19 protein-coding genes are annotated in these 20,266 nt (G+C 39.7%); 11 read left to right on the top strand and 8 right to left on the bottom strand.

The features are described from left to right. Positions 1-27: 27 nt before the first annotated feature. Both EZL74_RS04270 and EZL74_RS04265 read left to right on the top strand, forming a co-directional pair. Complete coding sequence (locus tag EZL74_RS04270) at positions 28-921, top strand: lytic transglycosylase domain-containing protein (protein WP_131475357.1); 894 nt, start codon at positions 28-30, stop codon at positions 919-921. A gap of 9 nt (positions 922-930) precedes the next feature. Continuing rightward, positions 931-1,296 (top strand): sulfite exporter TauE/SafE family protein, encoded by a 366-nt coding sequence (locus EZL74_RS04265; RefSeq protein ID WP_131475356.1) that lies wholly within the window; start codon positions 931-933, stop codon positions 1,294-1,296. A gap of 55 nt (positions 1,297-1,351) precedes the next feature. On the opposite strand, the gene EZL74_RS04260 is transcribed toward EZL74_RS04265, so the two are convergent. After that, a complete protein-coding gene (locus EZL74_RS04260) occupies positions 1,352-1,867 on the bottom strand; it encodes a DUF2892 domain-containing protein (protein ID WP_131475355.1) in 516 nt (171 codons plus the stop codon). A 155-nt stretch (positions 1,868-2,022) separates the two neighbouring features. Between EZL74_RS04260 and rpmH the strand changes: the two genes are divergently transcribed. Together rpmH and carB are read left to right on the top strand one after the other, a co-directional pair. Then, the gene (gene rpmH, locus EZL74_RS04255; RefSeq protein ID WP_007136275.1) at positions 2,023-2,184 is read left to right on the top strand and encodes a 50S ribosomal protein L34; all 162 of its coding nucleotides are present in this window, start codon (positions 2,023-2,025) and stop codon (positions 2,182-2,184) included. Between the two features lie 216 nt (positions 2,185-2,400). After that, positions 2,401-5,253: a carbamoyl-phosphate synthase large subunit gene (carB, locus tag EZL74_RS04250; RefSeq protein ID WP_131475354.1), complete on the top strand. Its 2,853-nt coding sequence runs from the start codon at positions 2,401-2,403 to the stop codon at positions 5,251-5,253. Between the two features lie 553 nt (positions 5,254-5,806). Here the strand turns inward: carB and EZL74_RS04245 are convergent. Next, positions 5,807-6,160, bottom strand: coding sequence for a helix-turn-helix domain-containing protein (locus EZL74_RS04245; protein WP_131475353.1), 354 nt, complete (start codon positions 6,158-6,160; stop codon positions 5,807-5,809). Between the two features lie 363 nt (positions 6,161-6,523). Between EZL74_RS04245 and EZL74_RS04240 the strand changes: the two genes are divergently transcribed. Beyond that, complete coding sequence (locus EZL74_RS04240) at positions 6,524-7,264, top strand: hypothetical protein (RefSeq protein WP_131475352.1); 741 nt, start codon at positions 6,524-6,526, stop codon at positions 7,262-7,264. A gap of 103 nt (positions 7,265-7,367) precedes the next feature. Here EZL74_RS04240 and EZL74_RS04235 read toward each other — a convergent pair whose 3' ends face one another. The 5 genes from EZL74_RS04235 to htpG all read right to left on the bottom strand — a co-directional run bounded on the left by EZL74_RS04235 (position 7,368) and on the right by htpG (position 12,080). Continuing rightward, the gene (locus EZL74_RS04235; protein WP_131475351.1) at positions 7,368-7,796 is read right to left on the bottom strand and encodes a hypothetical protein; all 429 of its coding nucleotides are present in this window, start codon (positions 7,794-7,796) and stop codon (positions 7,368-7,370) included. 14 nt (positions 7,797-7,810) lie between these two features. Further along, positions 7,811-8,467, bottom strand: coding sequence for a hypothetical protein (locus tag EZL74_RS04230; protein ID WP_131475350.1), 657 nt, complete (start codon positions 8,465-8,467; stop codon positions 7,811-7,813). A 180-nt stretch (positions 8,468-8,647) separates the two neighbouring features. Next, positions 8,648-9,190: a DUF6796 family protein gene (locus EZL74_RS04225; RefSeq protein ID WP_131475349.1), complete on the bottom strand. Its 543-nt coding sequence runs from the start codon at positions 9,188-9,190 to the stop codon at positions 8,648-8,650. Positions 9,191-9,206: 16 nt separating this feature from the next. Continuing rightward, positions 9,207-10,028, bottom strand: a complete 822-nt coding sequence (locus EZL74_RS04220) for an AraC family transcriptional regulator (protein ID WP_131475348.1) — start codon at positions 10,026-10,028, stop codon at positions 9,207-9,209. A gap of 168 nt (positions 10,029-10,196) precedes the next feature. Further along, positions 10,197-12,080 carry a molecular chaperone HtpG gene (gene htpG / locus EZL74_RS04215; protein WP_131475347.1) on the bottom strand — a complete coding sequence of 628 codons (1,884 nt, stop codon included), beginning with the start codon at positions 12,078-12,080 and terminating at the stop codon, positions 10,197-10,199. Positions 12,081-12,257: 177 nt separating this feature from the next. Here htpG and EZL74_RS04210 point away from each other — a divergent pair, with 177 nt between their 5' ends. From EZL74_RS04210 to EZL74_RS04190, 5 genes are all read left to right on the top strand, one after another. Continuing rightward, positions 12,258-12,734, top strand: a complete 477-nt coding sequence (locus EZL74_RS04210; RefSeq protein ID WP_131475346.1) for a lipocalin family protein — start codon at positions 12,258-12,260, stop codon at positions 12,732-12,734. A gap of 5 nt (positions 12,735-12,739) precedes the next feature. Continuing rightward, a complete protein-coding gene (locus EZL74_RS04205) occupies positions 12,740-13,435 on the top strand; it encodes an OmpA family protein (RefSeq protein ID WP_131475345.1) in 696 nt (231 codons plus the stop codon). 146 nt (positions 13,436-13,581) lie between these two features. Continuing rightward, a complete protein-coding gene (locus EZL74_RS04200; protein ID WP_131475344.1) occupies positions 13,582-14,253 on the top strand; it encodes a TetR family transcriptional regulator C-terminal domain-containing protein in 672 nt (223 codons plus the stop codon). Then, positions 14,254-15,561: an ABC1 kinase family protein gene (locus tag EZL74_RS04195; RefSeq protein ID WP_131475343.1), complete on the top strand. Its 1,308-nt coding sequence runs from the start codon at positions 14,254-14,256 to the stop codon at positions 15,559-15,561. Between the two features lie 112 nt (positions 15,562-15,673). Continuing rightward, entirely contained in the window at positions 15,674-16,609 is a 936-nt protein-coding gene (locus EZL74_RS04190) for an ABC transporter ATP-binding protein (RefSeq protein WP_131475342.1), read from the top strand. A 16-nt stretch (positions 16,610-16,625) separates the two neighbouring features. Here EZL74_RS04190 and EZL74_RS04185 read toward each other — a convergent pair whose 3' ends face one another. Next, positions 16,626-19,040 carry an alpha/beta hydrolase family protein gene (locus EZL74_RS04185; protein WP_131475341.1) on the bottom strand — a complete coding sequence of 805 codons (2,415 nt, stop codon included), beginning with the start codon at positions 19,038-19,040 and terminating at the stop codon, positions 16,626-16,628. A gap of 204 nt (positions 19,041-19,244) precedes the next feature. Here EZL74_RS04185 and EZL74_RS04180 point away from each other — a divergent pair, with 204 nt between their 5' ends. Next, on the top strand, positions 19,245-20,252 hold the full coding sequence (locus EZL74_RS04180; RefSeq protein WP_131475340.1) for a 3-oxoacyl-ACP synthase III family protein: 1,008 nt from the start codon (positions 19,245-19,247) through the stop codon (positions 20,250-20,252). Positions 20,253-20,266: the final 14 nt, after the last annotated feature.

The raw sequence follows: 20,266 nt of genomic DNA, 5'->3' as shown, positions 1-20,266 counted from the left end.
GTAGATTTACAAGATAAATAAAGTATTATGAAAACGAATAAAGCCCTATTATCGACACTTGCAGCGGTTTTGATTTCCGGAATATTGGTTTTTGGCGTAGCCGGTGACAATAAAGACAAAGCCATGCATGAGGGCACTGCCAGTTATTTTCCGGAAAGTGTTGATTTTGCCGGTGAACTTACACCGTTGCAAATTGTTGACGTAAAAGAACGCTTGGACCGAGAGTTGCTTATTAATGCTAATTTAGATGCTACTACAGCTTTGATTATAAAACGTGCCAACCGAGTATTTCCTATTATTGAACCAATATTGCAACAATACGGAGTGCCTGACGATTTTAAATATTTAGCCGTGATTGAAAGCGGATTGATAAACGCATCTTCTCCGGCAGGAGCCAAGGGGGTTTGGCAGTTTATGCCCGATACGGCCAAAGAAAAAGGGATGGAGGTCAACGACATTGTTGATGAACGCTATCATTTAGAAAAATCTACCGAGGCTGCTTGTAAATATTTTTTAGCGGCTAAACAAAAATTTGGGTCCTGGACTATGGCTGCGGCATCCTACAACGGAGGAATGAATGGTTTGAGTAAAAAAATAGAAGAGCAAAAGGTTACCAATTATTATGATTTGGGACTTACAGAAGAAACATCGCGTTATGTTTTCCGAATTTTGGCCTTGAAAGAAATCATGAAACAGCCCGCAAAATACGGGTTCAGCATTTATCCAAGCGATTTGTATCCGCCGATTCCCACCAAAGTCGTTGCAGTTGACAGCACCATCAATGATTTGGCCAGTTTTGCCTTTTCACAAGGAATCAATTATAAACTCTTGAAAATTCAAAATCCTTGGTTGCGAGATAAAAAGTTGATAAATCCCGCTAAAAAGCGATACGAAATCAAAATTCCCTTATCAGGATATTAAATTATGAAGATGGATGGGTCAACGGTTTTAATTCTGGTTTTTGTTGGTGTTCTAGCAGGGATGCTTAGTGGACTAATTGGAATTGGCGGGGGCATTATAATTGTACCAATGCTTTTGTTTATAGGATTGACACAACAGCAAGCTCAGGGAACAAGTTTAGCCGTGATGTTGCCACCCATAGCATTTTTAGCCGTCTTAAATTATCACAAAGCCGGACAAATTGAATGGAAATACGCGATGATTATTGCTGTCTTTTTTATCATAGGAAGTTATTACGGAAGCAAAATAGCCATCAATATTGATCAAAAAACATTGCGAAAAATATTCGGCGTGGTACTGCTGATTATAGCCGGTAAAATGCTATTGACTAAATAAAAAAAAACATCCCGGGAAACCGGGATGTTTTTTTTTAAAATATATTGTTGTTTGCTTAAATCTTCTTCATCTGCTCTTTCATCATTTTGATTTGATCAGCGAGCATATTTTGTTTGTCCAGTTTTTTAGCTTCGTTGAGTAAAGCGGTCGCTTCCAGTTTACGTCTTCTTGACATGGCAATCCCGGCCAAGTTTAATTTGGCTACGGCCAAATCCATGTCCATGCTCAATCCTAACTCGATGGCTTTTTTGAAAAACTTCTCCGATTGGTGTAAATTGGTTTGCGACAACATCAATCCGTGTAGGTAATTGTAGTACCCTTGTTGTTTTCTTACTAAGGCCGTTTCCGGATTTTTGATTTTATCTAACCACATTTTGGCTCCTGCAAAATCCTGCTTTCTCAATTTCAGGAATGCCATCAATATAAATTCATTTTTGTAATAAAGGAAAATTGGAATAGCAGTCAGTAAAATCAGGAAAATTCCGTTTCCGATATTGCTTTCCGAGAATTGCCAAACGGCTGTGGCTACCAATAAAGCCGCTATAATTAATTTAATAAATCTGTGGAACATAATAGTTATTTTTGTGGTCGCAAAGGTAATAAAAGGAATTGAAAATATTTTTATAAAACTACTTGCCAGAAAAAAAAAGGTTTGTATATTTGCACTCGGTTTTGAAGAAGCCGTATACCAAAGATATTAATACACGATTTTAAAGATACAAAGCAATGAGCAAAAGAACGTTTCAACCATCGAAAAGAAAAAGAAGAAATAAACACGGATTTATGGACAGAATGGCTTCTGCAAATGGAAGAAAGGTCCTTGCGCGTCGTAGAGCTAAAGGAAGACATAAATTAACCGTATCTTGCGAACCAAGACACAAAAAATAATGATTAGCATTAATCAATACCAAGCCGTTACTTTTATCAGTAACGGCTTTTTTTTAACTTGTTTATAAATAATGATAAATATTAGGAGCTATTTCCCGCTGTTCATTACAATCTTTTTATTTTTAAAAACAAAAAATAAAAAGGATTTCCACTGCCATCGGGGCTAGGGTCTCCTAACAGAATACAACTAACTACAACAAACAACAACTAACTACAATGCCCAAAGACAACTCCATTAAATCGGTTTTAATTATTGGTTCCGGTCCTATTGTTATCGGACAAGCCTGTGAATTTGATTATGCTGGTTCTCAATCAGCACGTTCTCTGAAAGAAGAAGGAATCGAAGTTATTTTGATCAACTCCAATCCGGCAACGATTATGACTGATCCTAGTATGGCCGACCATGTTTACCTTCTGCCTTTAACTACCAAATCCATCATTCAAATCCTCAAAGAACACCCGCAAATTGACGCAGTATTGCCTACCATGGGCGGGCAAACCGCCTTGAATCTTTGTTTGGAGGCAGATGAAAAAGGAATCTGGAAAGATTTTGGTGTGAGGTTAATAGGAGTAGACATTAATGCCATCAATATTACCGAGGACCGCGAACAGTTCAAACAATTACTCGAAAAAATAAAGGTGCCTACAGCGCCCGCCAAAACAGCCACTTCATTCTTAAAAGGAAAAGAAATTGCTCAGGAATTCGGTTTCCCGCTGGTGATTCGGCCGTCATTTACATTGGGCGGAACCGGAGCTGCTTTTGTACACAAAAAAGAAGATTTCGATGAGTTGCTTACTCGCGGTTTAGAAGCATCACCTATACACGAAGTATTGATTGATAAGGCTTTACTGGGTTGGAAAGAATACGAATTGGAATTACTCCGTGATAAAAACGACAATGTAGTCATCATCTGCTCCATCGAAAATATGGATCCTATGGGAATTCATACCGGAGATTCCATCACTGTAGCACCAGCCATGACATTATCTGATACCACTTTCCAAAAGATGAGAGACATGGCTATTTTGATGATGCGCTCCATCGGAAATTTTGCCGGTGGGTGTAACGTACAATTTGCTGTTTCCCCCGATGAGAAAGAAGATATTGTTGCTATCGAGATTAATCCGCGTGTTTCCCGTTCTTCGGCTTTGGCGTCAAAAGCTACGGGGTATCCCATTGCCAAAATCGCCACCAAATTGGCTTTGGGCTATCATTTGGACGAACTTCAAAACCAAATCACTAAATCGACTTCCGCCTTATTCGAACCAACCTTAGATTATGTTATCGTAAAAATCCCGCGCTGGAACTTCGATAAGTTTGAAGGCTCTGATAGAACGTTGGGCCTGCAAATGAAATCGGTGGGCGAAGTTATGGGAATTGGTCGTTCGTTTCAGGAAGCCTTGCATAAAGCGACTCAATCTTTGGAAATTAAGCGCAACGGAATAGGTGCAGACGGCAAAGGATATAAAAATTACGAGCAGATTATAGAAAAACTGACTTTTGCCAGTTGGGACAGAGTCTTTGTGATTTATGATGCTATTGCTATGGGTATTCCGTTGAGCCGCATCCATGAAATCACCAAAATAGACATGTGGTTTCTCAAACAATACGAAGAATTATACTTGTTGGAAAGAGAGATTTCTAACTATAAAGTGGATACTTTACCAAAGGAACTATTGTTAGAAGCCAAACAAAAAGGATACGGAGACCGCCAGATTGCTCACATGATGGGCTGTTTGGAAAGTCAGGTTTACAAGCTGCGCGAGGAGATGAACATCAAACGCGTGTATAAATTGGTAGACACCTGTGCTGCCGAGTTCAAGGCCAAGACGCCGTATTACTATTCGACTTTTGAAGCTGAAATTGAAACGGCCACAGGAGAGCGCTATGTGCAGAATGAAAGTGTTGTGACACCTAAGAAAAAAGTTGTGGTTTTGGGTTCAGGACCTAATAGAATAGGGCAGGGTATCGAGTTTGATTACTCTTGTGTGCATGGGGTTTTAGCTGCTAAAGAATGCGGTTATGAAACCATCATGATTAACTGTAACCCCGAAACGGTTTCAACCGATTTTGATACCGCCGATAAGTTGTACTTTGAGCCTGTTTTTTGGGAGCACATCTATGACATTATCCGACATGAAAAACCGGAAGGTGTCATTGTACAATTAGGAGGACAGACTGCTTTAAAACTGGCAGAAAAACTAGACCGTTACGGGATCAAAATATTGGGAACTTCTTTTGACGCTTTGGACTTGGCTGAGGACAGAGGAAGATTTTCGGAATTACTGGAACAGCTACACATACCGTTTCCTAAGTTTGGCGTAGCCGAAAACGCTGACCAGGCGTCGGCTTTGGCAGATGTGCTCGATTTTCCTTTACTGGTTCGCCCTTCATACGTATTGGGTGGGCAGGGGATGAAGATTGTTATCAACAAGCAGGAATTAGAAGAACATGTGATTGATTTGCTGAAAAACATTCCGGGCAATAAATTATTGTTGGATAATTATTTGGATGGCGCTATTGAGGCTGAAGCAGATGCTATTTGCGACGGCGAAAATGTATACATCATCGGTATCATGGAGCACATAGAACCGTGCGGTATTCACTCGGGCGATTCAAATGCGACTTTGCCTCCTTTTAATTTGGGAGAGTTTGTGATGCAACAGATTAAAGATCACACCAAAAAGATAGCTTTAGCTCTGAAAACAGTAGGATTGATTAATATACAATTTGCTATTAAAGACGATATTGTGTACATCATCGAAGCCAATCCGAGAGCTTCGCGAACCGTGCCTTTTATTGCTAAAGCTTATGGAGAACCTTATGTGAATTATGCGACCAAAGTTATGTTGGGCGAAAATAAAGTAACCGATTTTACATTTGCACCTAAATTAAATGGTTTTGCCATCAAGCAACCGGTATTCTCTTTCAGCAAATTTCCAAATGTAAATAAAGCCTTGGGGCCTGAAATGAAATCAACGGGCGAGAGTATTTTATTTATTGACGATTTAAAAGACGACCAATTCTACGAGTTGTACTCGCGACGTAAGATGTACTTGAGTAAATAGTTACTTACTGTTATGCTCTTCGACAAGCTCAGGGTGACAATTGAGATATGAGTTATGCCCTTCGACAGGCTCAGGGTGACAATTGAGATATGAGTTATGCCCTTCGACGGGCTCAGGGTGACAATTGAGATGTGAGTTATGCCCTTCGACAAGCTCAGGGTGACAATTGAGATGTGAGTTATGCCCTTCGACAGGCTTAGGGTGACAATTGAGATGTGAGTTATGCCCTTCGACAGGCTCAGGGTGACAATTGAGATGTGAGTTATGCCCTTCGACAGGCTCAGGGTGACAATTGAGATATGAGTTATGCCCTTCGACGGGCTCAGGGTGACAATTGAGATGTGAGTTATGCCCTTCGACAAGCTCAGGGTGACAATTGAGATGGTGAGTTATGCCCTTCGACAAGCTCAGGGTGGCAATTGAGATGTGAGTTATGCCCTTCGATAGGCTCAGGGTGACAATTGAGATGTGAGTTATGCCCTTCGACAGGCTTAGGGTGACATTATGTTACTCATTATATAAAGTTACCGCTCCTTTTATTGGGGCGGTTTTTTTATGGTTTTAGGGATAGGATTTCTTTGTAAATAGAGATTTCTTTTTTCAGATCGTTTATTTCCTGTTGTTGGGTTTGGATGGTTTGTTGGAAGCTGGTTTTATTGGTGTTTTGGAGTTCTTCGGGGAGTAGTTGAATGATATCGGTGAAGAGGTTGTAGTTTAGTGCTTGAGATAGTTTCCAAATTATTCTTGTTTGCAGGGTTTCCTGAATGAAGTAGCCGTTTAGGGTAGATTGTTTGATGTTCATTCTGCGTGCTGTTTCGGCATAAGTTATGTTTTGTTCCTGGATTTTATTTTTGATGAAGGTGCCCATGTGTGGGAGTTTGGCCAATGTGTTTGGATTTGGTTTCATGTTGATTGTTATTTGATTACTAATTTTTGGTACAATCAAATTTAGTATTTATTGTAATTAAATACGGTATAGTTTTGATTAAATTTAGTATTATGCTAAAGATATTTATGATTACACTAATGAAATTTAGGATTAAACAAAGGGGGTTTATTATTACCCTAATAAAATTTATGATTACCCTGATTAAATTTATGATTATGCTATTGAAATTTAGAAAAACCCTAATAAAGTTTAGTATTACCCTAAAGATTAGTGTTGTTTGTATGGTGTTTCGGGAAGTGGAGGGATGTTTTTTTTATTTAGGATTGGTTTCGTGTTAATTTTTCATATACTTGTCTCACTAAATTTTAAAAATGTTATTGTATGAAAAAAATACTTGTGCTGACGGTATTATCGACTTTGTTGTTTACTTCCTGCTCCTCTAGTGATTCTTCTCCTGCTGCTGAGAATGATGTGTTGATGACAAAGTCAATTGCGACTTATGATAATGGTACACCTATAACAACAACTTATGTTTACAGTGGAAAGAAGATACAGAAATCAATGTCGTCTAATGGCTATTACGAGAAGTTCTATTATACCGGTGACTTGCTTACGAGAATAGATTACTTTGATGACTCTGATGTTTGGATTTACAAAGAAACGTATGACTATAATAGCAACAATCAATTAATCAGTTATGGTTGGATAGAACTCACTAATGATTATGGCAGCAGAGAGCTTTATACCCACAATAGTGACGGTACCATTTCGGTAACTAAGTTATATGGGAATGCCAGTGTTCAAAGTAATTTTTCCGATTCGGGAACTATTTATTTAAACAATGGAGATGTGAGTATGATAGATATGGATTCAGGAGGTATGTATATGTATAGTTATGATTCTAAAAACAGTCCGTTTAAAAATATAACCGGGCTTGATAAAGTTAATTTTACTGATGGGGATCCTACGGGAGTTTTTCATAATATGCTGACTGAGAGTCATGACGGTTTTCCTTCGGAGACCATGTCCTATAATTACACTTATAATGGACAAAATTTCCCGTCAACCAGAGAATGGAATGAGGGTAGTCATTCTATTTCGGTTCAATATTTTTATAATTAAAATAAATAGTATTTTAAATAAGAACGCCCAAGTAAAACTTGGGCGTTTTTTTATAGTATTTATGTTTTTGTGTTGTGAAAAATCTTTGAGATTTTGCCAATAATTACATTTTGAACAATTCAATTCGTTTCATCCACAAAATTTCAGATTCTAAAAACAATAGTTTTGTTTTGATGATTCGGTCAGAGGTGTCCCTGGGTGATTTAGTAACAAATCGTGCTTTTGAATTGGAAAAATCCAAGGTGTTTTTGTCATCAATATCAATTGTTTTTTCGCAGAAGAATGAGATTATATCCTTGTTGAGTTCCCATTTTCCCTTTCCGTATTTATCTACCTCGGGCGGAATTCCGTTTTTAATCTTTGAATGGTAATGAAAAGTAAATGTCCCATCCTGAGCCAACGTCAAGTCATATTCAAATAAGTTATTTTCTTTGGTCCCGAGTTTAAGGGAGTACTCTCCGATAACTTTATCTGTTTGCGAAAAGGAGGTCAATCCTGAAATTAGAAGCAGTAAGGTGATTATGCTTTTCATGAGTTTTTAGGTAATTATTTGGTTCCGCAGTGCTCATCATAAAGCTCTACAATACGCGAGATACCATTGGTTTTGAAATCATTTTTGTCAATAAACGTTTCTAAGCTTGGGCAATCTGCCTCAAAGTGTTCTCGAGTCAGTCTTTGGATGACTTTAAAATTATTTACGGCAATCATACCACCTGAACTCTCCATATACATCCAGAAGAATACGGCATAATCTTTACCGGGGCGTCCGAGGAAAAAATTGGTTTGTGCAGGCCAACCTGAGTCATGCACGGCACCTCCTCTAACACCCGGACGATACCCAATGTAGCTGGAGTATAAGGTTATTTTTCCTTCTTTTTCAATGCGTACCCAAGACTTTTTTTTGTCAATCTTACATTCTTTGGTTCCAAATAATGGTCCTCTCGCCAGGAAAATTGGGATGAATTTGGTTGGTGTTGCATCTCTGCCACTGGTGATTTCAAATCCTTTCACATTGTTAATGTCAAAACTTTCCGGTTTAGCTTTTAAATCGGTTTTGAATTTGAGTGTTTGTTCACTGGGTTCTGCCGGAAGTTCTATTAAACCGGTTTTAGAAGTACCGTCATTGAAATTTATGGTTCCGTCAAAAAATTTGGCAAAGGCAGCCAATGGAAGCAAAGTCAATAAAAAGAGAATTTTTTTCATATAAAAAGGATTAGCTTAGTGCTAATGTATGAAAAAAACCTACAAGTTTTCACTCGTAGGTTTTTTGATTGATTTTTTGATTGATGATTATTTTTGAAACGGTGGGTTTTTATACACGGTAAAAGCCATCCAGAAATAGGCGCAGCCCCAAATCATATTGGCCATAAACTGCACGATCACTCAGGGAAACGGAATCAGGAAAAACCCCAGAAATACCAGCCATCCGCTCCATTTGGGCAATTTGCCCGAGCGCCAGATTGCCACCGCCATAAAGGCCAAACCGGTCAGGGTAATGAGTAAGGAACTTCCCATCAGTAGGGCCAGTTCATCTTTCATGGTGGCATATGCCATAACCGAGGTATTGCCTTGTTGGTAAAGCGTTCCGAGAACCGGAAACATAAAATAAATAATGCTGAATACGCCAAATCCGAGTATTTGGTGGGTTAGACTCAGAAGCAAGCCTATGAATGCGGTTTTTTCTGCCTTGGTTTTTTGCAGGTACAAATACAATCCTACCGTACCAATCATCTCCATGAGTACTCCCAGAAATCCCCGGGCAGCCCAGTATCGAAAATTTGTTGTGGTTACTAATTCGGCAAAGTCCGATGGGTTTTTATCTGCGTCAAAAATGACATTTTCCTGCGGAATTAACAGGTCGCCAAAGGCAAATAACATTCCTGCCGCCCCGATAATCATCAGGCAGCTTACAATTCTTTTTTTCATTTTGTGGTTTATTTAATTAATTAACGGGTAGGTACCATTCGATAAATTGATTGTCCGGATTTTGATAGTCGGGTAGTGTGTTGAATTTAAAATACGATACTCCGGCGGAGTGCTCGGCATCTTCTAAACTAAACAAATGGTTGTTGACCAAAGTTGCTGTGGCGGCATAAGAGGCTACCGGACAGCAAAATTTATATCGGATGAATGTACCGCCCAGTACCGTGGTTTGAAACAATTTGGACAATGGAAGCTTTTGTCCGTTTTTCGGAACCAATGCTGCATCGTACCGCAATAATTCCGAATTGTTTACATTGGGGCAATCGTGCAAAATGGCATAGTAGTCAAAGTCGTTTTTGTGGAGTTTGTTTTCGTTCAGAAACCATTCAACCTTTTCCCAGACAGCATAACTTTCTTTGCTCAAATAGTGGCACAAATGCGGAAAAATGTAGGCTTCCTGTTCTGCTATTTTTACCGTTTCGTGGCAGAGCGAAAGATAATTGTCTTGAGGTTGGTCACTCTGAAGGACTTCTTTTTGGCGGTTTCGAAAGGCTTTCGGACTTATGCCTTTGTGCGCTTTAAAAACTCTGGCAAAGGCACTGTCGTTTGAATATCCTACCAATGCTTTGATTTCGCTGATTTTTAATGATGTCATGGCCAATAAATAGGCGGCGGTTTGGATGCGCTGTCTGATTATATAACTGCCAATGGGTTCGTTGAGTTCCTCTCCCAGTTTTCGGTGCAGATAATGAGGGGAGTATCCGCTGATGGCCGACAATTTTTCCAGGCTGATTGTTTCTTCCGGATGGTTGTTGATGTATGCTAAGATGCTGTTTAACATGGTAGTAAACTTTGAAGCAAAAGTACTAAACGAAATTCAGAGAAAGTGTGCCAATCTTGCGGTGTTTGATTTTGCAAAATAAGAAACCCTGTCGGCGGTATGCTGACAGGGTTATAAGGTTGTTTTCAATTTGTTCTGATTTAATTCAGAATTGAAGAACAGTTTGTTTTATTTAATCAATTCAAAACTGCGTTTGACAAAAGCCGTCAGTTCTTCGCCTTTCAATAATCCTTGTGAAATTTTGGCGAGGTCTAAGGCTTGTTTCACCAAGCTTTCCTGAACCGATTTGTCTTCGGTAGTCAAGATGGTCGTGGCCAAATCCGAGTTGGTGTTGACCACCAAATTGTACATTTCCGGGAAGTTGCCCATGCCAAACATACCGCCGCCGGTTTGACTCATTTCTTTCATACGACGCATGAATTCGGGCTGTGTGATGATGAAAGGCGCTGCGGTGCTGTCCATTGGTTCTAATTGCACAGAGTAATTGGTTTTCGGTACAATTTCTTCCAAAACCGTTTTTAGCTTGGTGGTTTCTTCTTCCGATAATTTTGAAATCTGGGTATCTTCTTTTTGAATCAATTTGTCGATGTGATCCGAATCGACACGAACAAAAGTCAGGTTCTCGTTATCGCTTTCCAGCTTTTGAATCAAGTGGGAAACAATAGGCGAATCTAACAATAATACTTCGTAGCCTTTTTCTTTGGCAATTTCAATATAGCCGTGTTGCGCGTCTTTGTTGGAAGCGTACAGCACGACCAATTTTCCGTTCTTGTCGGTTTGGTTGGCCGAAATGGCTTCTTTCAATTCGGCTAAAGTGTAGTATTTGCCGTCAACGCTCGGATATAAAACGAAGTCGCCTGCTTTTTCGTAAAACTTAGGTTCCGAAAGCATACCGTATTCTAAGACAATTTTAATGTCGTTCCACTTGCTTTCAAAATCTTGTCGGTTTTCATTAAACAGTGATTTCAGTTTATCGGCGACTTTACGGGTGATGTAATTGGAGATTTTCTTCACATTGCCATCGGCTTGCAAATAGGAACGCGATACATTCAGCGGAATATCAGGTGAATCAATGACTCCGCGTAACATCACTAAGAATTCCGGTACGATGCCTTCCACATTATCGGTTACAAATACTTGATTTTGGTACAACTGGATTTTGTCTTTTTGTACTTGTAGATTGGCATCCAATTTTGGGAAATATAAAATCCCGGTTAAATTAAATGGGTAATCTACATTCAGGTGAATGTTGAACAACGGCTCTTCGAACTGCATGGGGTACAATTCGCGGTAAAAATCTTTATAATCGTCTTCTTTTAAATCGCTCGGTTGCTTGGTCCAGGCCGGAGTTGGGTTGTTGATGATGTTGTCCACATCAACATATTCTGTTTTATAATCTTCAGGAGCATCTTCCGGTTTGGGTAAGGCTTCTTTTTTGGTTCCGAATTTAATTGGCACCGGCATGAATTTGTTGTATTTGGTCAACAATTCGCGGATTCTGTATTCTTCCAAGAATTCGAGAGAGTCCTCGGCAATGTGCAGGATGATTTCGGTACCACGGTCGGTTTTGTCGTGGGGTTCCAAGGTAAATTCCGGGCTGCCGTCACAACTCCAGTGTGCTGCCGGTTCGTCTTTGTAGCTTTTGGTGATGATTTCAACTTTTGAAGCTACCATAAAGGCAGAGTAAAACCCTAACCCAAAATGCCCGATTACTCCGGAATCTTTGGCGGAATCTTTGTATTTTTCCAAAAACTCCTCAGCTCCTGAAAAGGCGATTTGGTTGATGTATTTTTCAACCTCCTCGGCGGTCATTCCCAAACCCTGATCGATGATGTGTAACTTTTTGCCTTCTTTGTCAATCTTAACTTCAATGATAGGATTGCCGTATTCAACTTTGGCTTCGCCTATACTGGTTAAATGTTTTAGTTTTAAAGTAGCATCTGTGGCATTGGATACTAACTCGCGCAAGAAAATTTCGTGGTCGCTGTATAAAAACTTCTTGATGAGCGGAAAGATGTTTTCAACTGATACATTAATTTTTCCTGTTGTCATATGGTTATTTTTTTTTAAATTAAACGTTTGGATTTTATCTACTCAAAACTAATACCAATTGAAGTACTTATGACAAATTGGCGTAGTAATAATTCTATAATATTTATTGGTTATAATGTAAAGGGCTTTATAAAAATGAACGTATATTTGTCTGTATAAAACATAATTCTAACAAGCATGAAAAAAATTATTCTAATTAGTTTCTTATCGCTTTTGATTTTTTCCTGTAAATCAAAAAACTCTGCCACCAGTACCAAATTGGATACAAAATCAGAAGTAGCTATTAAAGGCAACTGGACGATTTCTTCGGTAAATTATCCGGGTGCTGACGTTATCAAAGTCACTTCGTTTGATTTGGCCGATTCGAAGTGTTTTATTGGTAGCAAATGGAAGTTTGTGTCCAATAACAACAAAGGAATCATGACTTTGGAAAGTCCGAAATGTACAGCCTATTCCACCCCCATTACTTGGTTTATCAACAAAGAAGGCCAGTTTGTGATGAAAATTTTGGATGAAGCCAAAGCCAAAACGGTAAAATCGGGTTATGTGTTGCGTGTAGCCAATCAAACCGAAACCTCTTTTCAGTTGATTGACCGTATCAACGTAGCCGGCAACATGACTGATGTAGTATATCAATTTGAAAAATTAAATTAAGCAAGATGAAAAAGATAAGTGCAATTTTAGTTGGGAGTTTAGTAATGCTATCCACGGTTTTTACCAGTTGTGAAGCGGTAAAAAACACAAATAATACCCAACGCGGTGCTGCAATTGGTGCTGTAGGTGGAGCCGTTTTAGGCGGTATCATCGGAAACAATGTCGGTAAAGGCGGAAACGGTGCTTTGGGTGCTGTGTTAGGCGGTGTTATTGGCGGTGTGGCCGGTGGAGTTATTGGGAACAAGATGGATAAACAGGCCCGCGAGATAGAAACCGCTTTACCGGGTGCTCAGGTAGAAAGAGTAGGGGAAGGAATCCGTTTGGTTTTGGGCGAAAATGCTGTGCGTTTTGATACCAATAAATCTACATTGACTGCCGCTGCTAAGACGAATTTAGACAAATTGGTACCTGTATTCAACCAATATCCGGATACAAATATTCAAATTTACGGATACACTGACAGTACCGGAACCGCAGAATACAATTTGAAATTATCAGAGCAAAGGGCTGCAGCGGTAAAGACCTATTTGGCAGGAAAAGGATTGTCGTCAACCCGATTTACCACTACCGGTTTGGGGATTGCAGATCCAATTGCTACCAATGATACTCCGGAGGGAAGAAGTCAAAACCGCCGCGTAGAATTTGCCATCACAGCCAACGAAAAAATGGTTCAGGATGCCAAAAAAGAAGCAGGAAAATAACTAATATACATTTGTAAAAAAGCGTTCACCCAAAGTGAACGCTTTTTTTATGCTCTCACAGATAATAATTTAACAAAACTTTTTGTTTAAACATTTTGAATAATAGTTAAACGATTTGTATCTTTACACTATTAAATTCAAAGTGTATGGCCACGACTAAAAATCCTAAGGTAAAGAAAAAACAGCAAGATGATTTGCAAATCATTTCGTTGTATATGAATGATGTGCTTGAAATGCATGAGGAACCTAAGAATGCTTTTGTTTTCTGCAAGAAACACGGTATAGAGGAAAGCGATTTTTATTCTTTTTTCGGTTCGCTCGATGCTTTGAAACAGGATATTTGGGTTAAATTTTTTGAAAATGCCGTGGCTGCCATCGAAAAAGAACCGGACTTTACCACTTATACCGATAAAAATAAATTGCTGACGTTGTACTTTACGTTGTTTGAAATATTGACGTTAAACAGAAGTTATGTGCTGTTTTCGTTTCAGGATAACAAAGAAGGCTTACGGAATTTGAAAAGTCTGAAGAAATTTCGAAACCACTTCAAAGATTACATCGCCAACCAAATAAAGACCAAACCTTCGGAGGTTTTTCAAAAAGTAGCCAAAATCACAGATACGGTTTATGCTGAAGGCGCTTGGATTCAGTTCTTGTTTTTATTGAAATTTTGGATCGATGATACGTCTAAAGGATTTGAAAAGACAGATGTATTGATCGAAAAATCAGTCAATACCGCCGTGGACCTGTTGGATACCCAGCCGTTGGAGAGTTTGTTTGACTTGGGGAAATTCCTTTGGAAAGAAAAAATGCAGTAAATGAAAACATTAGATAAAATTCCAACCGGAAAACTCGAACGCGCCGGCCAATTGGTTAAAACCGGAATCAAAGTCGGGGGCAACTACGTGGCTTATTATGGCGAAAAAATAGTCAATCCTTCTTTGAACCGAGACAAACTCAACGAAAACAATGCCGAGGATATTTATGACGGATTAAAAAACTTGAAAGGAAGTGCTTTGAAAGTAGCGCAAATGCTCAGCATGGACAAAAGCATCATGCCGCAAGCCTACGTTGACAAATTTTCCTTGTCGCAATTTTCGGTGCCGCCCTTGTCAGCGCCTCTGGTTCGCCGAACGTTTAAAAAATATTTGGGCCATTATCCCGAAACTATATTCGACACTTTCACCCCGGATGCTACTAATGCTGCCAGTATTGGTCAGGTTCACAAAGCCACCAAGAATGGGAAAAATTTTGCTGTGAAAATTCAATATCCGGGAGTGTCGGATAGCATCAGTTCTGATTTGGCGTTGGTCAAGCCTTTTGCCATCCGAATGTTTAACCTCAAAGGAAAAGATTCTGAAAAGTATTTTAAAGAAGTAGAAGATAAATTGTTGGAAGAGACCGATTATGTATTGGAACTCAAACAAAGTCTGGAAATTTCAAAGCATTGCCAAAAGATAGCCAACTTGCGCTTCCCGAAGTATTATCCGGAACTGTCTTCCGACAAAATCCTCACAATGGAATGGATAGACGGCGAGCATCTTTCCGAGTTCACCGCCCACAATCAGGATAGGGCGAAAGGCGATAAAATAGGACAGGCTTTGTGGGATTTTTATATGTATCAAATGCATCATTTAAAACAAGTGCACGCTGATCCGCATCCCGGGAATTTTTTAATCGATGCGGCAGGCAATTTAGTAGCCATAGATTTTGGTTGCATGAAGCAGGTGCCCGAAGCGTTTTACATCCCGTATTTTCAACTGGCACGGCCTGAAGTAATCAATAATCCCGAATTGTTTACCGCCAAATTATACGAATTGGAAATTTTGAGAACCGATGATTCAAAACAGGAATTGGCGTATTTTACCAAGGTTTTTCACGAGCTGCTGAGCCTCTTTACCCAGCCGTTTCACGGAGACACTTTTGATTTTTCAGATGAACAGTTCTTTGGACAAATTGCTCAAATGGGAGAACAATTTTCTAAAGATACCCAGCTTCGCAAGATGAATGGAAACCGTGGCTCCAAGCATTTCTTATACATCAACCGAACTTTCTTCGGACTTTATAATTTGTTGCACGATTTAAAAGCAAGAATTAATACCCAATCTTTTGAAAAATACATATAAGATAAATAGATTGTTTATTTATTGGTTAGGGTGAAAAGAGCTGAGCTCCATGTTTGAGTTTGGCTCTTTTCTTTTTCAGAATCTTCGTAAATTTGTCCATTATTTAAAAAAAATGCTGCAGGTACAACAAGTCTCTTTTTCCTATTCAGATGCCATAACAGTGTCCGATATTCATTTCTCACTCGAAAAAGGGCAGACACTGGCTTTAATCGGAGAAAGCGGTTGCGGAAAAAGTACTTTGCTAAAGCTCATCTATGGGTTGTACGATCTTAATGAAGGTCGAATTTTTTGGAACGAACAGGAAGTCTTGGGACCTAAGTTCCATTTGATACCCGGTATGTCTTACATGAAATATTTGGCGCAGGATTTTGATTTGATGCCCTACATCACGGTGGCGGAAAATGTGGGGAAGTATCTTTCCAATTTTTATCCCGAAAAAAAGCAAGCCCGTATAGCCGAGCTCCTCGAGGTGGTTGAAATGACGGAATGGGTCGATGTAAAAGCCAAAAATCTCAGCGGAGGTCAAATGCAGCGCGTCGCTATTGCGCGTGTTCTGGCACTGGAACCCGAAGTCTTGTTGTTGGACGAACCTTTCAGTCACATCGATAATTTCAGAAAAAATAGCCTGCGCCGTAAGTTGTTCCGCTACTTGAAAGAAAAAGAAATTACCACTCTCATTGCTACCCACGACAGTACTGATGTTTTGTCGTTTGCCGATGCCGTTTTGGTCTTACAACAAGGTAAAATCATAGAAAGCGGTTCGCCTGAAACCATTTACAGCCATCCGAAAAGCAAATATGTGGCGTCACTTTTTGGCGATGTAAACGAAATAGTCGTTGATGGGAAAGTTGAACTGATTTACCCCAATCAATTACAAGTCGTTCCTGAATCTGAGCTTAAGGTTGTGGTAACTGAAAGCTACTTCAGAGGAAGTCATTATTTGATAGAAGGAAGTCGTAACGATGAAACGTTTTATTTTGAACACATCACGGCCATTCCGGAAGGAACTTTCGTTTTTTTGCAAAAAATAAGCCCCGAAACAATTTGATTTCGGGGCTTTTCAGTTAGTTTTTTAAATACTTTTCGAGGAATTGATCTTGTTCCCAAAGCAGGTGTAAAATATTTTCTTTGGCGGCATACCCGTGGGATTCTTTAGGCAATAACACTAGGCGTACCGGTGCTCCTAATCCTTTCAAAGCTTGGAAATAGCGTTCCGATTGCAATGTAAACGTTCCGGGATTGTTATCGGCATCACCATGAACCAACAACAGCGGCGTTTTCATTTTTTCAGCATTCATAAAAGGCGACATTTCATTATACACCTTAGGTACATCCCAGTAATTGCGTTGTTCGCTTTGAAAACCGAATGGCGTCAGTGTTCTGTTGTAGGCACCGCTTCGGGCAATACCACAGGCAAAAAGATTGGAGTGTGTCAGTAAATTAGCGGTCATAAATGCACCGTAGGAATGCCCGCCGATAGCGACCTTCTTGCGGTTGATATAACCCAAACGATCCACGGCATCGATAGCCGCCGCCGCGTCATCAATCAATTGTGGCAGGAAAGTGTCGTTCGGTTCGGTAGTACCTTCTCCAATAATAGGAAACGAAGCATCGTCAAGCACAGCATAGCCTTTGGTTACCCAATAGACAAACGAACCATAATTTGGAAATGTAAATTCGTTGGGATTTTTATCGCTTTGCCCGGCTGAGTTTTTGTCTTTGAATTCTGCCGGATAAGCCCAAATCAGTAAAGGCAGTTTTTCGTTCTTTTTCACACGGTCATAATTGGCCGGAAGGTAAAGGGTTCCCGATAAATCGACACCGTCTTTTCGCTTGTAGGTAATCACTTCCTTGTACACATTTTTGATGCTTTCAAACGGATTCTTGAAGTTGGTAATTGGCGTCAATTTACCCGATTTCAGGTTTCGGAAATAGTAATTCGGATAGTCGGTTTTGGACTGCAATTGTACCAAGACATCGCCCTTTTTAAAATCTTCAATCGATAACAAATCTTCTTTTTTGTCCTTGTAGGTTGAGGTGTAAAGGCGTTTCGTTTTTAGGGTTTTCAAATTGAATTCATCAATAAAAGGGAATTGTCCGTTTTTGGTAAAACCATCACCCATCAAATACAGATTATCGTTTTCAATGGCTAATACGTAACGGTTGTATTCGTTGCGCTTGGTTTCAAAATTGCCCGGATCGGCATAAATATCCTGTGAGTTACGGTCGAAAATGATTTTAGGTTCTTGACTCGGGTTTGACGGATTGATTAGATACGTTTTCGTGTTTCGGGTGTCGTACCAATCATCGTAAGCTATCGCTACTGTGTCGTTCCCCCAAGTGATGCCGGCAAAACGTTGTTTGGTTTTTACAATCGATTTGGGGTCACCAGTAAAAGGCGCTTCCCAATTGAAGATTTCATCTCTGAAATCCACTTTGTTGGCTTGGTCCCCTTCGTCTAAGGCTACGACATAGGTTAGTGTTGAAGGCTTGTCGGCTCTCCAGTTCATGCTTCTTTTGCCTTTGCGTACCGAAGAAAAACCTTTTGGCATTACTTCGTTTAGCGGTACTTCATTCACAATTTTAATTTCTGTTCCGTTCGAATCATACACCACTGTTTTTTGCGGAAATCGACTCATAGGAACCACATACGAATACGGTCTTTGAATGGTAGTAACCATCAAATAATTCCCATCGGGCGAAAAACTTTCTCCGGCGTAAATGGCGGCCGGTTTAAACAATTCGGATTTTCCGTTTAGTGAAACTTTATACAATTCAGAAGTAACCAGGGTTTCATAATTAGTCTCGTCGGTTTTGTTTTTCAATAAATCAGCATAGGTTCTGTTTTGCGATTTGGAACCGTCGCTCACAGAGACGGTTGGGCCTTTGGGTAGTTCTTTTTTTAAATCAATAAGTGCCGGACGATTCTTAGGCAACATTTTGACCAATAAGGTTTCGTTGTCTTTCATCCAGTTGAATGGATTGCCTAAATTGGCGTTGAGGTTAGCTTCTGTAATTTTTTTGGCGGTAGCCGAAAGCACATCGAGTACCCAAAGTTCAACCCCGGTGTTGGTAGTGTGGGTGAAAGCGATTTTCTTTTCATTGGGAGACCAAGTAATGTTGGTTATCCTCGGATTTTCTGGCAAACCGCTGATTTGAGTTTCGGTTTTATCGGCAATTTTTCGAATCTTGAGATTGTTTACATAAGTCACCGAACTCGATATGTTGGTCACCGGATTGATGCGCAAGCCGCCCAAACGCATTTCCTCCTGATTCAGATCATCCAGTGATTTGTAGGTGTTGCGATAGGTGAAAAGCACGTATTGTTTTTTAGAATCCATGCTCACATTGGGCGTTCTTTCATAATCGGCCAATGCCAAAATTTCTGCTGACGGTTTTTGATACGTCAGGTTTTCCTGGGCAATGGCTGAAAATCCAAACCCGATGAATAAGAACAGTAGCTTGTAACGTAATTTCATAAGTTAAAAAATTGGTTTTGATTGTTTGTATAGGTAGGTCTAAGATAAAGTGGAATGGTTACAAAAAAGTAAATATTTTGTTAAACTTGATTACTTTGGTATGAGTATGAATTTTTATCAATTGTTAAAAACAGCAGTAAAACAATCATTGCCATTATAAGATTGTTAAATTTGCGCTATGTATTTTAGTAAAAAGTAACTTTTATGTTTCATTCAAAAATAAGCGGACTGGGATTTTATGTGCCCGATAATGTAGTAACCAACGATGATTTGGCCCAAATCATGGATACCAGTGACGAATGGATTCAGGAACGCACCGGAATCAAAGAAAGACGACACATCATCAGGGGTGAAGATACAACCACTTCTATGGGCGTGAAGGCCGCCAAAATTGCCATCGAACGTTCGGGAGTTGCTTATCAGGACATAGATTTCATCGTGTTTGCGACGATTTCCCCGGATTATTATTTTCCCGGTCCCGGAGTTTCTTTGCAAAAAGAATTGGGGTTGCCCACCATAGGAGCTTTAGATATCAGAAACCAATGTTCGGGTTTCATTTACGCTTTATCTATCGCTGACCAGTACATCAAAACCGGCATGTACAAAAATATTTTGGTGGTGGCCTCTGAGTTGCAATCGTTAGGATTGGATATGACCGACAGAGGCAGAGGAGTTTCCGTAATTTTTGGCGATGGAGCAGGAGCTGCCATGTTGAGCAGAGAAGAAGATGTGACCAAAGGAATTCTCTCCACCCATTTGCATTCCGAAGGTGAACACGCCAAAGAGCTGGCTGTTTTGGCTCCCGGAATGGGCGGTAGATGGGTGACGGATATTTTAGCGGATGATAATCCGGAGGACGAAAGTTATTTTCCGCACATGAACGGACAGTTTGTGTTTAAAAATGCGGTAGTTCGTTTTAGTGAGGTTATTAATGAAGGGTTACAGGCCAACAATTTGCAGGTATCCGATATCGATTTGTTGATTCCGCATCAGGCCAATTTGAGAATTTCCCAATTCATTCAACAAAAATTTAAGTTGACTGACGATCAAGTTTTTAATAACATTCAAAAATACGGCAATACTACTGCAGCTTCCATTCCGATTGCATTGACCGAAGCATGGGAACAGGGAAAAATAAAAGAAGGTGATACTATTGTTCTTGCGGCTTTCGGTAGTGGATTTACTTGGGGAAGCGCTATTATCAAATGGTAAAAACAGATTACTAT

It is taken from the genome of Flavobacterium silvisoli, from assembly GCF_004329815.1.
GTDB classification, from domain to species: domain Bacteria; phylum Bacteroidota; class Bacteroidia; order Flavobacteriales; family Flavobacteriaceae; genus Flavobacterium; species Flavobacterium silvisoli.
The sequence above is the reverse complement of the archived record's forward strand: the minus strand, read 5'-3'. Positions and strand labels throughout refer to the sequence as shown.

Coding starts and splice junctions, on each gene's coding strand:
- EZL74_RS04270 (WP_131475357.1), top strand. CDS start 28: ATGAAAACGAATAAAGCCCTATTATCGACACTTGCAGCGGTTTTGATT.
- EZL74_RS04265 (WP_131475356.1), top strand. CDS start 931: ATGGATGGGTCAACGGTTTTAATTCTGGTTTTTGTTGGTGTTCTAGCA.
- EZL74_RS04260 (WP_131475355.1), bottom strand. CDS start 1,867: ATGTTCCACAGATTTATTAAATTAATTATAGCGGCTTTATTGGTAGCC.
- rpmH (WP_007136275.1), top strand. CDS start 2,023: ATGAGCAAAAGAACGTTTCAACCATCGAAAAGAAAAAGAAGAAATAAA.
- carB (WP_131475354.1), top strand. CDS start 2,401: ATGCCCAAAGACAACTCCATTAAATCGGTTTTAATTATTGGTTCCGGT.
- EZL74_RS04245 (WP_131475353.1), bottom strand. CDS start 6,160: ATGAAACCAAATCCAAACACATTGGCCAAACTCCCACACATGGGCACC.
- EZL74_RS04240 (WP_131475352.1), top strand. CDS start 6,524: ATGAAAAAAATACTTGTGCTGACGGTATTATCGACTTTGTTGTTTACT.
- EZL74_RS04235 (WP_131475351.1), bottom strand. CDS start 7,796: ATGAAAAGCATAATCACCTTACTGCTTCTAATTTCAGGATTGACCTCC.
- EZL74_RS04230 (WP_131475350.1), bottom strand. CDS start 8,467: ATGAAAAAAATTCTCTTTTTATTGACTTTGCTTCCATTGGCTGCCTTT.
- EZL74_RS04225 (WP_131475349.1), bottom strand. CDS start 9,190: ATGAAAAAAAGAATTGTAAGCTGCCTGATGATTATCGGGGCGGCAGGA.
- EZL74_RS04220 (WP_131475348.1), bottom strand. CDS start 10,028: ATGTTAAACAGCATCTTAGCATACATCAACAACCATCCGGAAGAAACA.
- htpG (WP_131475347.1), bottom strand. CDS start 12,080: ATGACAACAGGAAAAATTAATGTATCAGTTGAAAACATCTTTCCGCTC.
- EZL74_RS04210 (WP_131475346.1), top strand. CDS start 12,258: ATGAAAAAAATTATTCTAATTAGTTTCTTATCGCTTTTGATTTTTTCC.
- EZL74_RS04205 (WP_131475345.1), top strand. CDS start 12,740: ATGAAAAAGATAAGTGCAATTTTAGTTGGGAGTTTAGTAATGCTATCC.
- EZL74_RS04200 (WP_131475344.1), top strand. CDS start 13,582: ATGGCCACGACTAAAAATCCTAAGGTAAAGAAAAAACAGCAAGATGAT.
- EZL74_RS04195 (WP_131475343.1), top strand. CDS start 14,254: ATGAAAACATTAGATAAAATTCCAACCGGAAAACTCGAACGCGCCGGC.
- EZL74_RS04190 (WP_131475342.1), top strand. CDS start 15,674: ATGCTGCAGGTACAACAAGTCTCTTTTTCCTATTCAGATGCCATAACA.
- EZL74_RS04185 (WP_131475341.1), bottom strand. CDS start 19,040: ATGAAATTACGTTACAAGCTACTGTTCTTATTCATCGGGTTTGGATTT.
- EZL74_RS04180 (WP_131475340.1), top strand. CDS start 19,245: ATGTTTCATTCAAAAATAAGCGGACTGGGATTTTATGTGCCCGATAAT.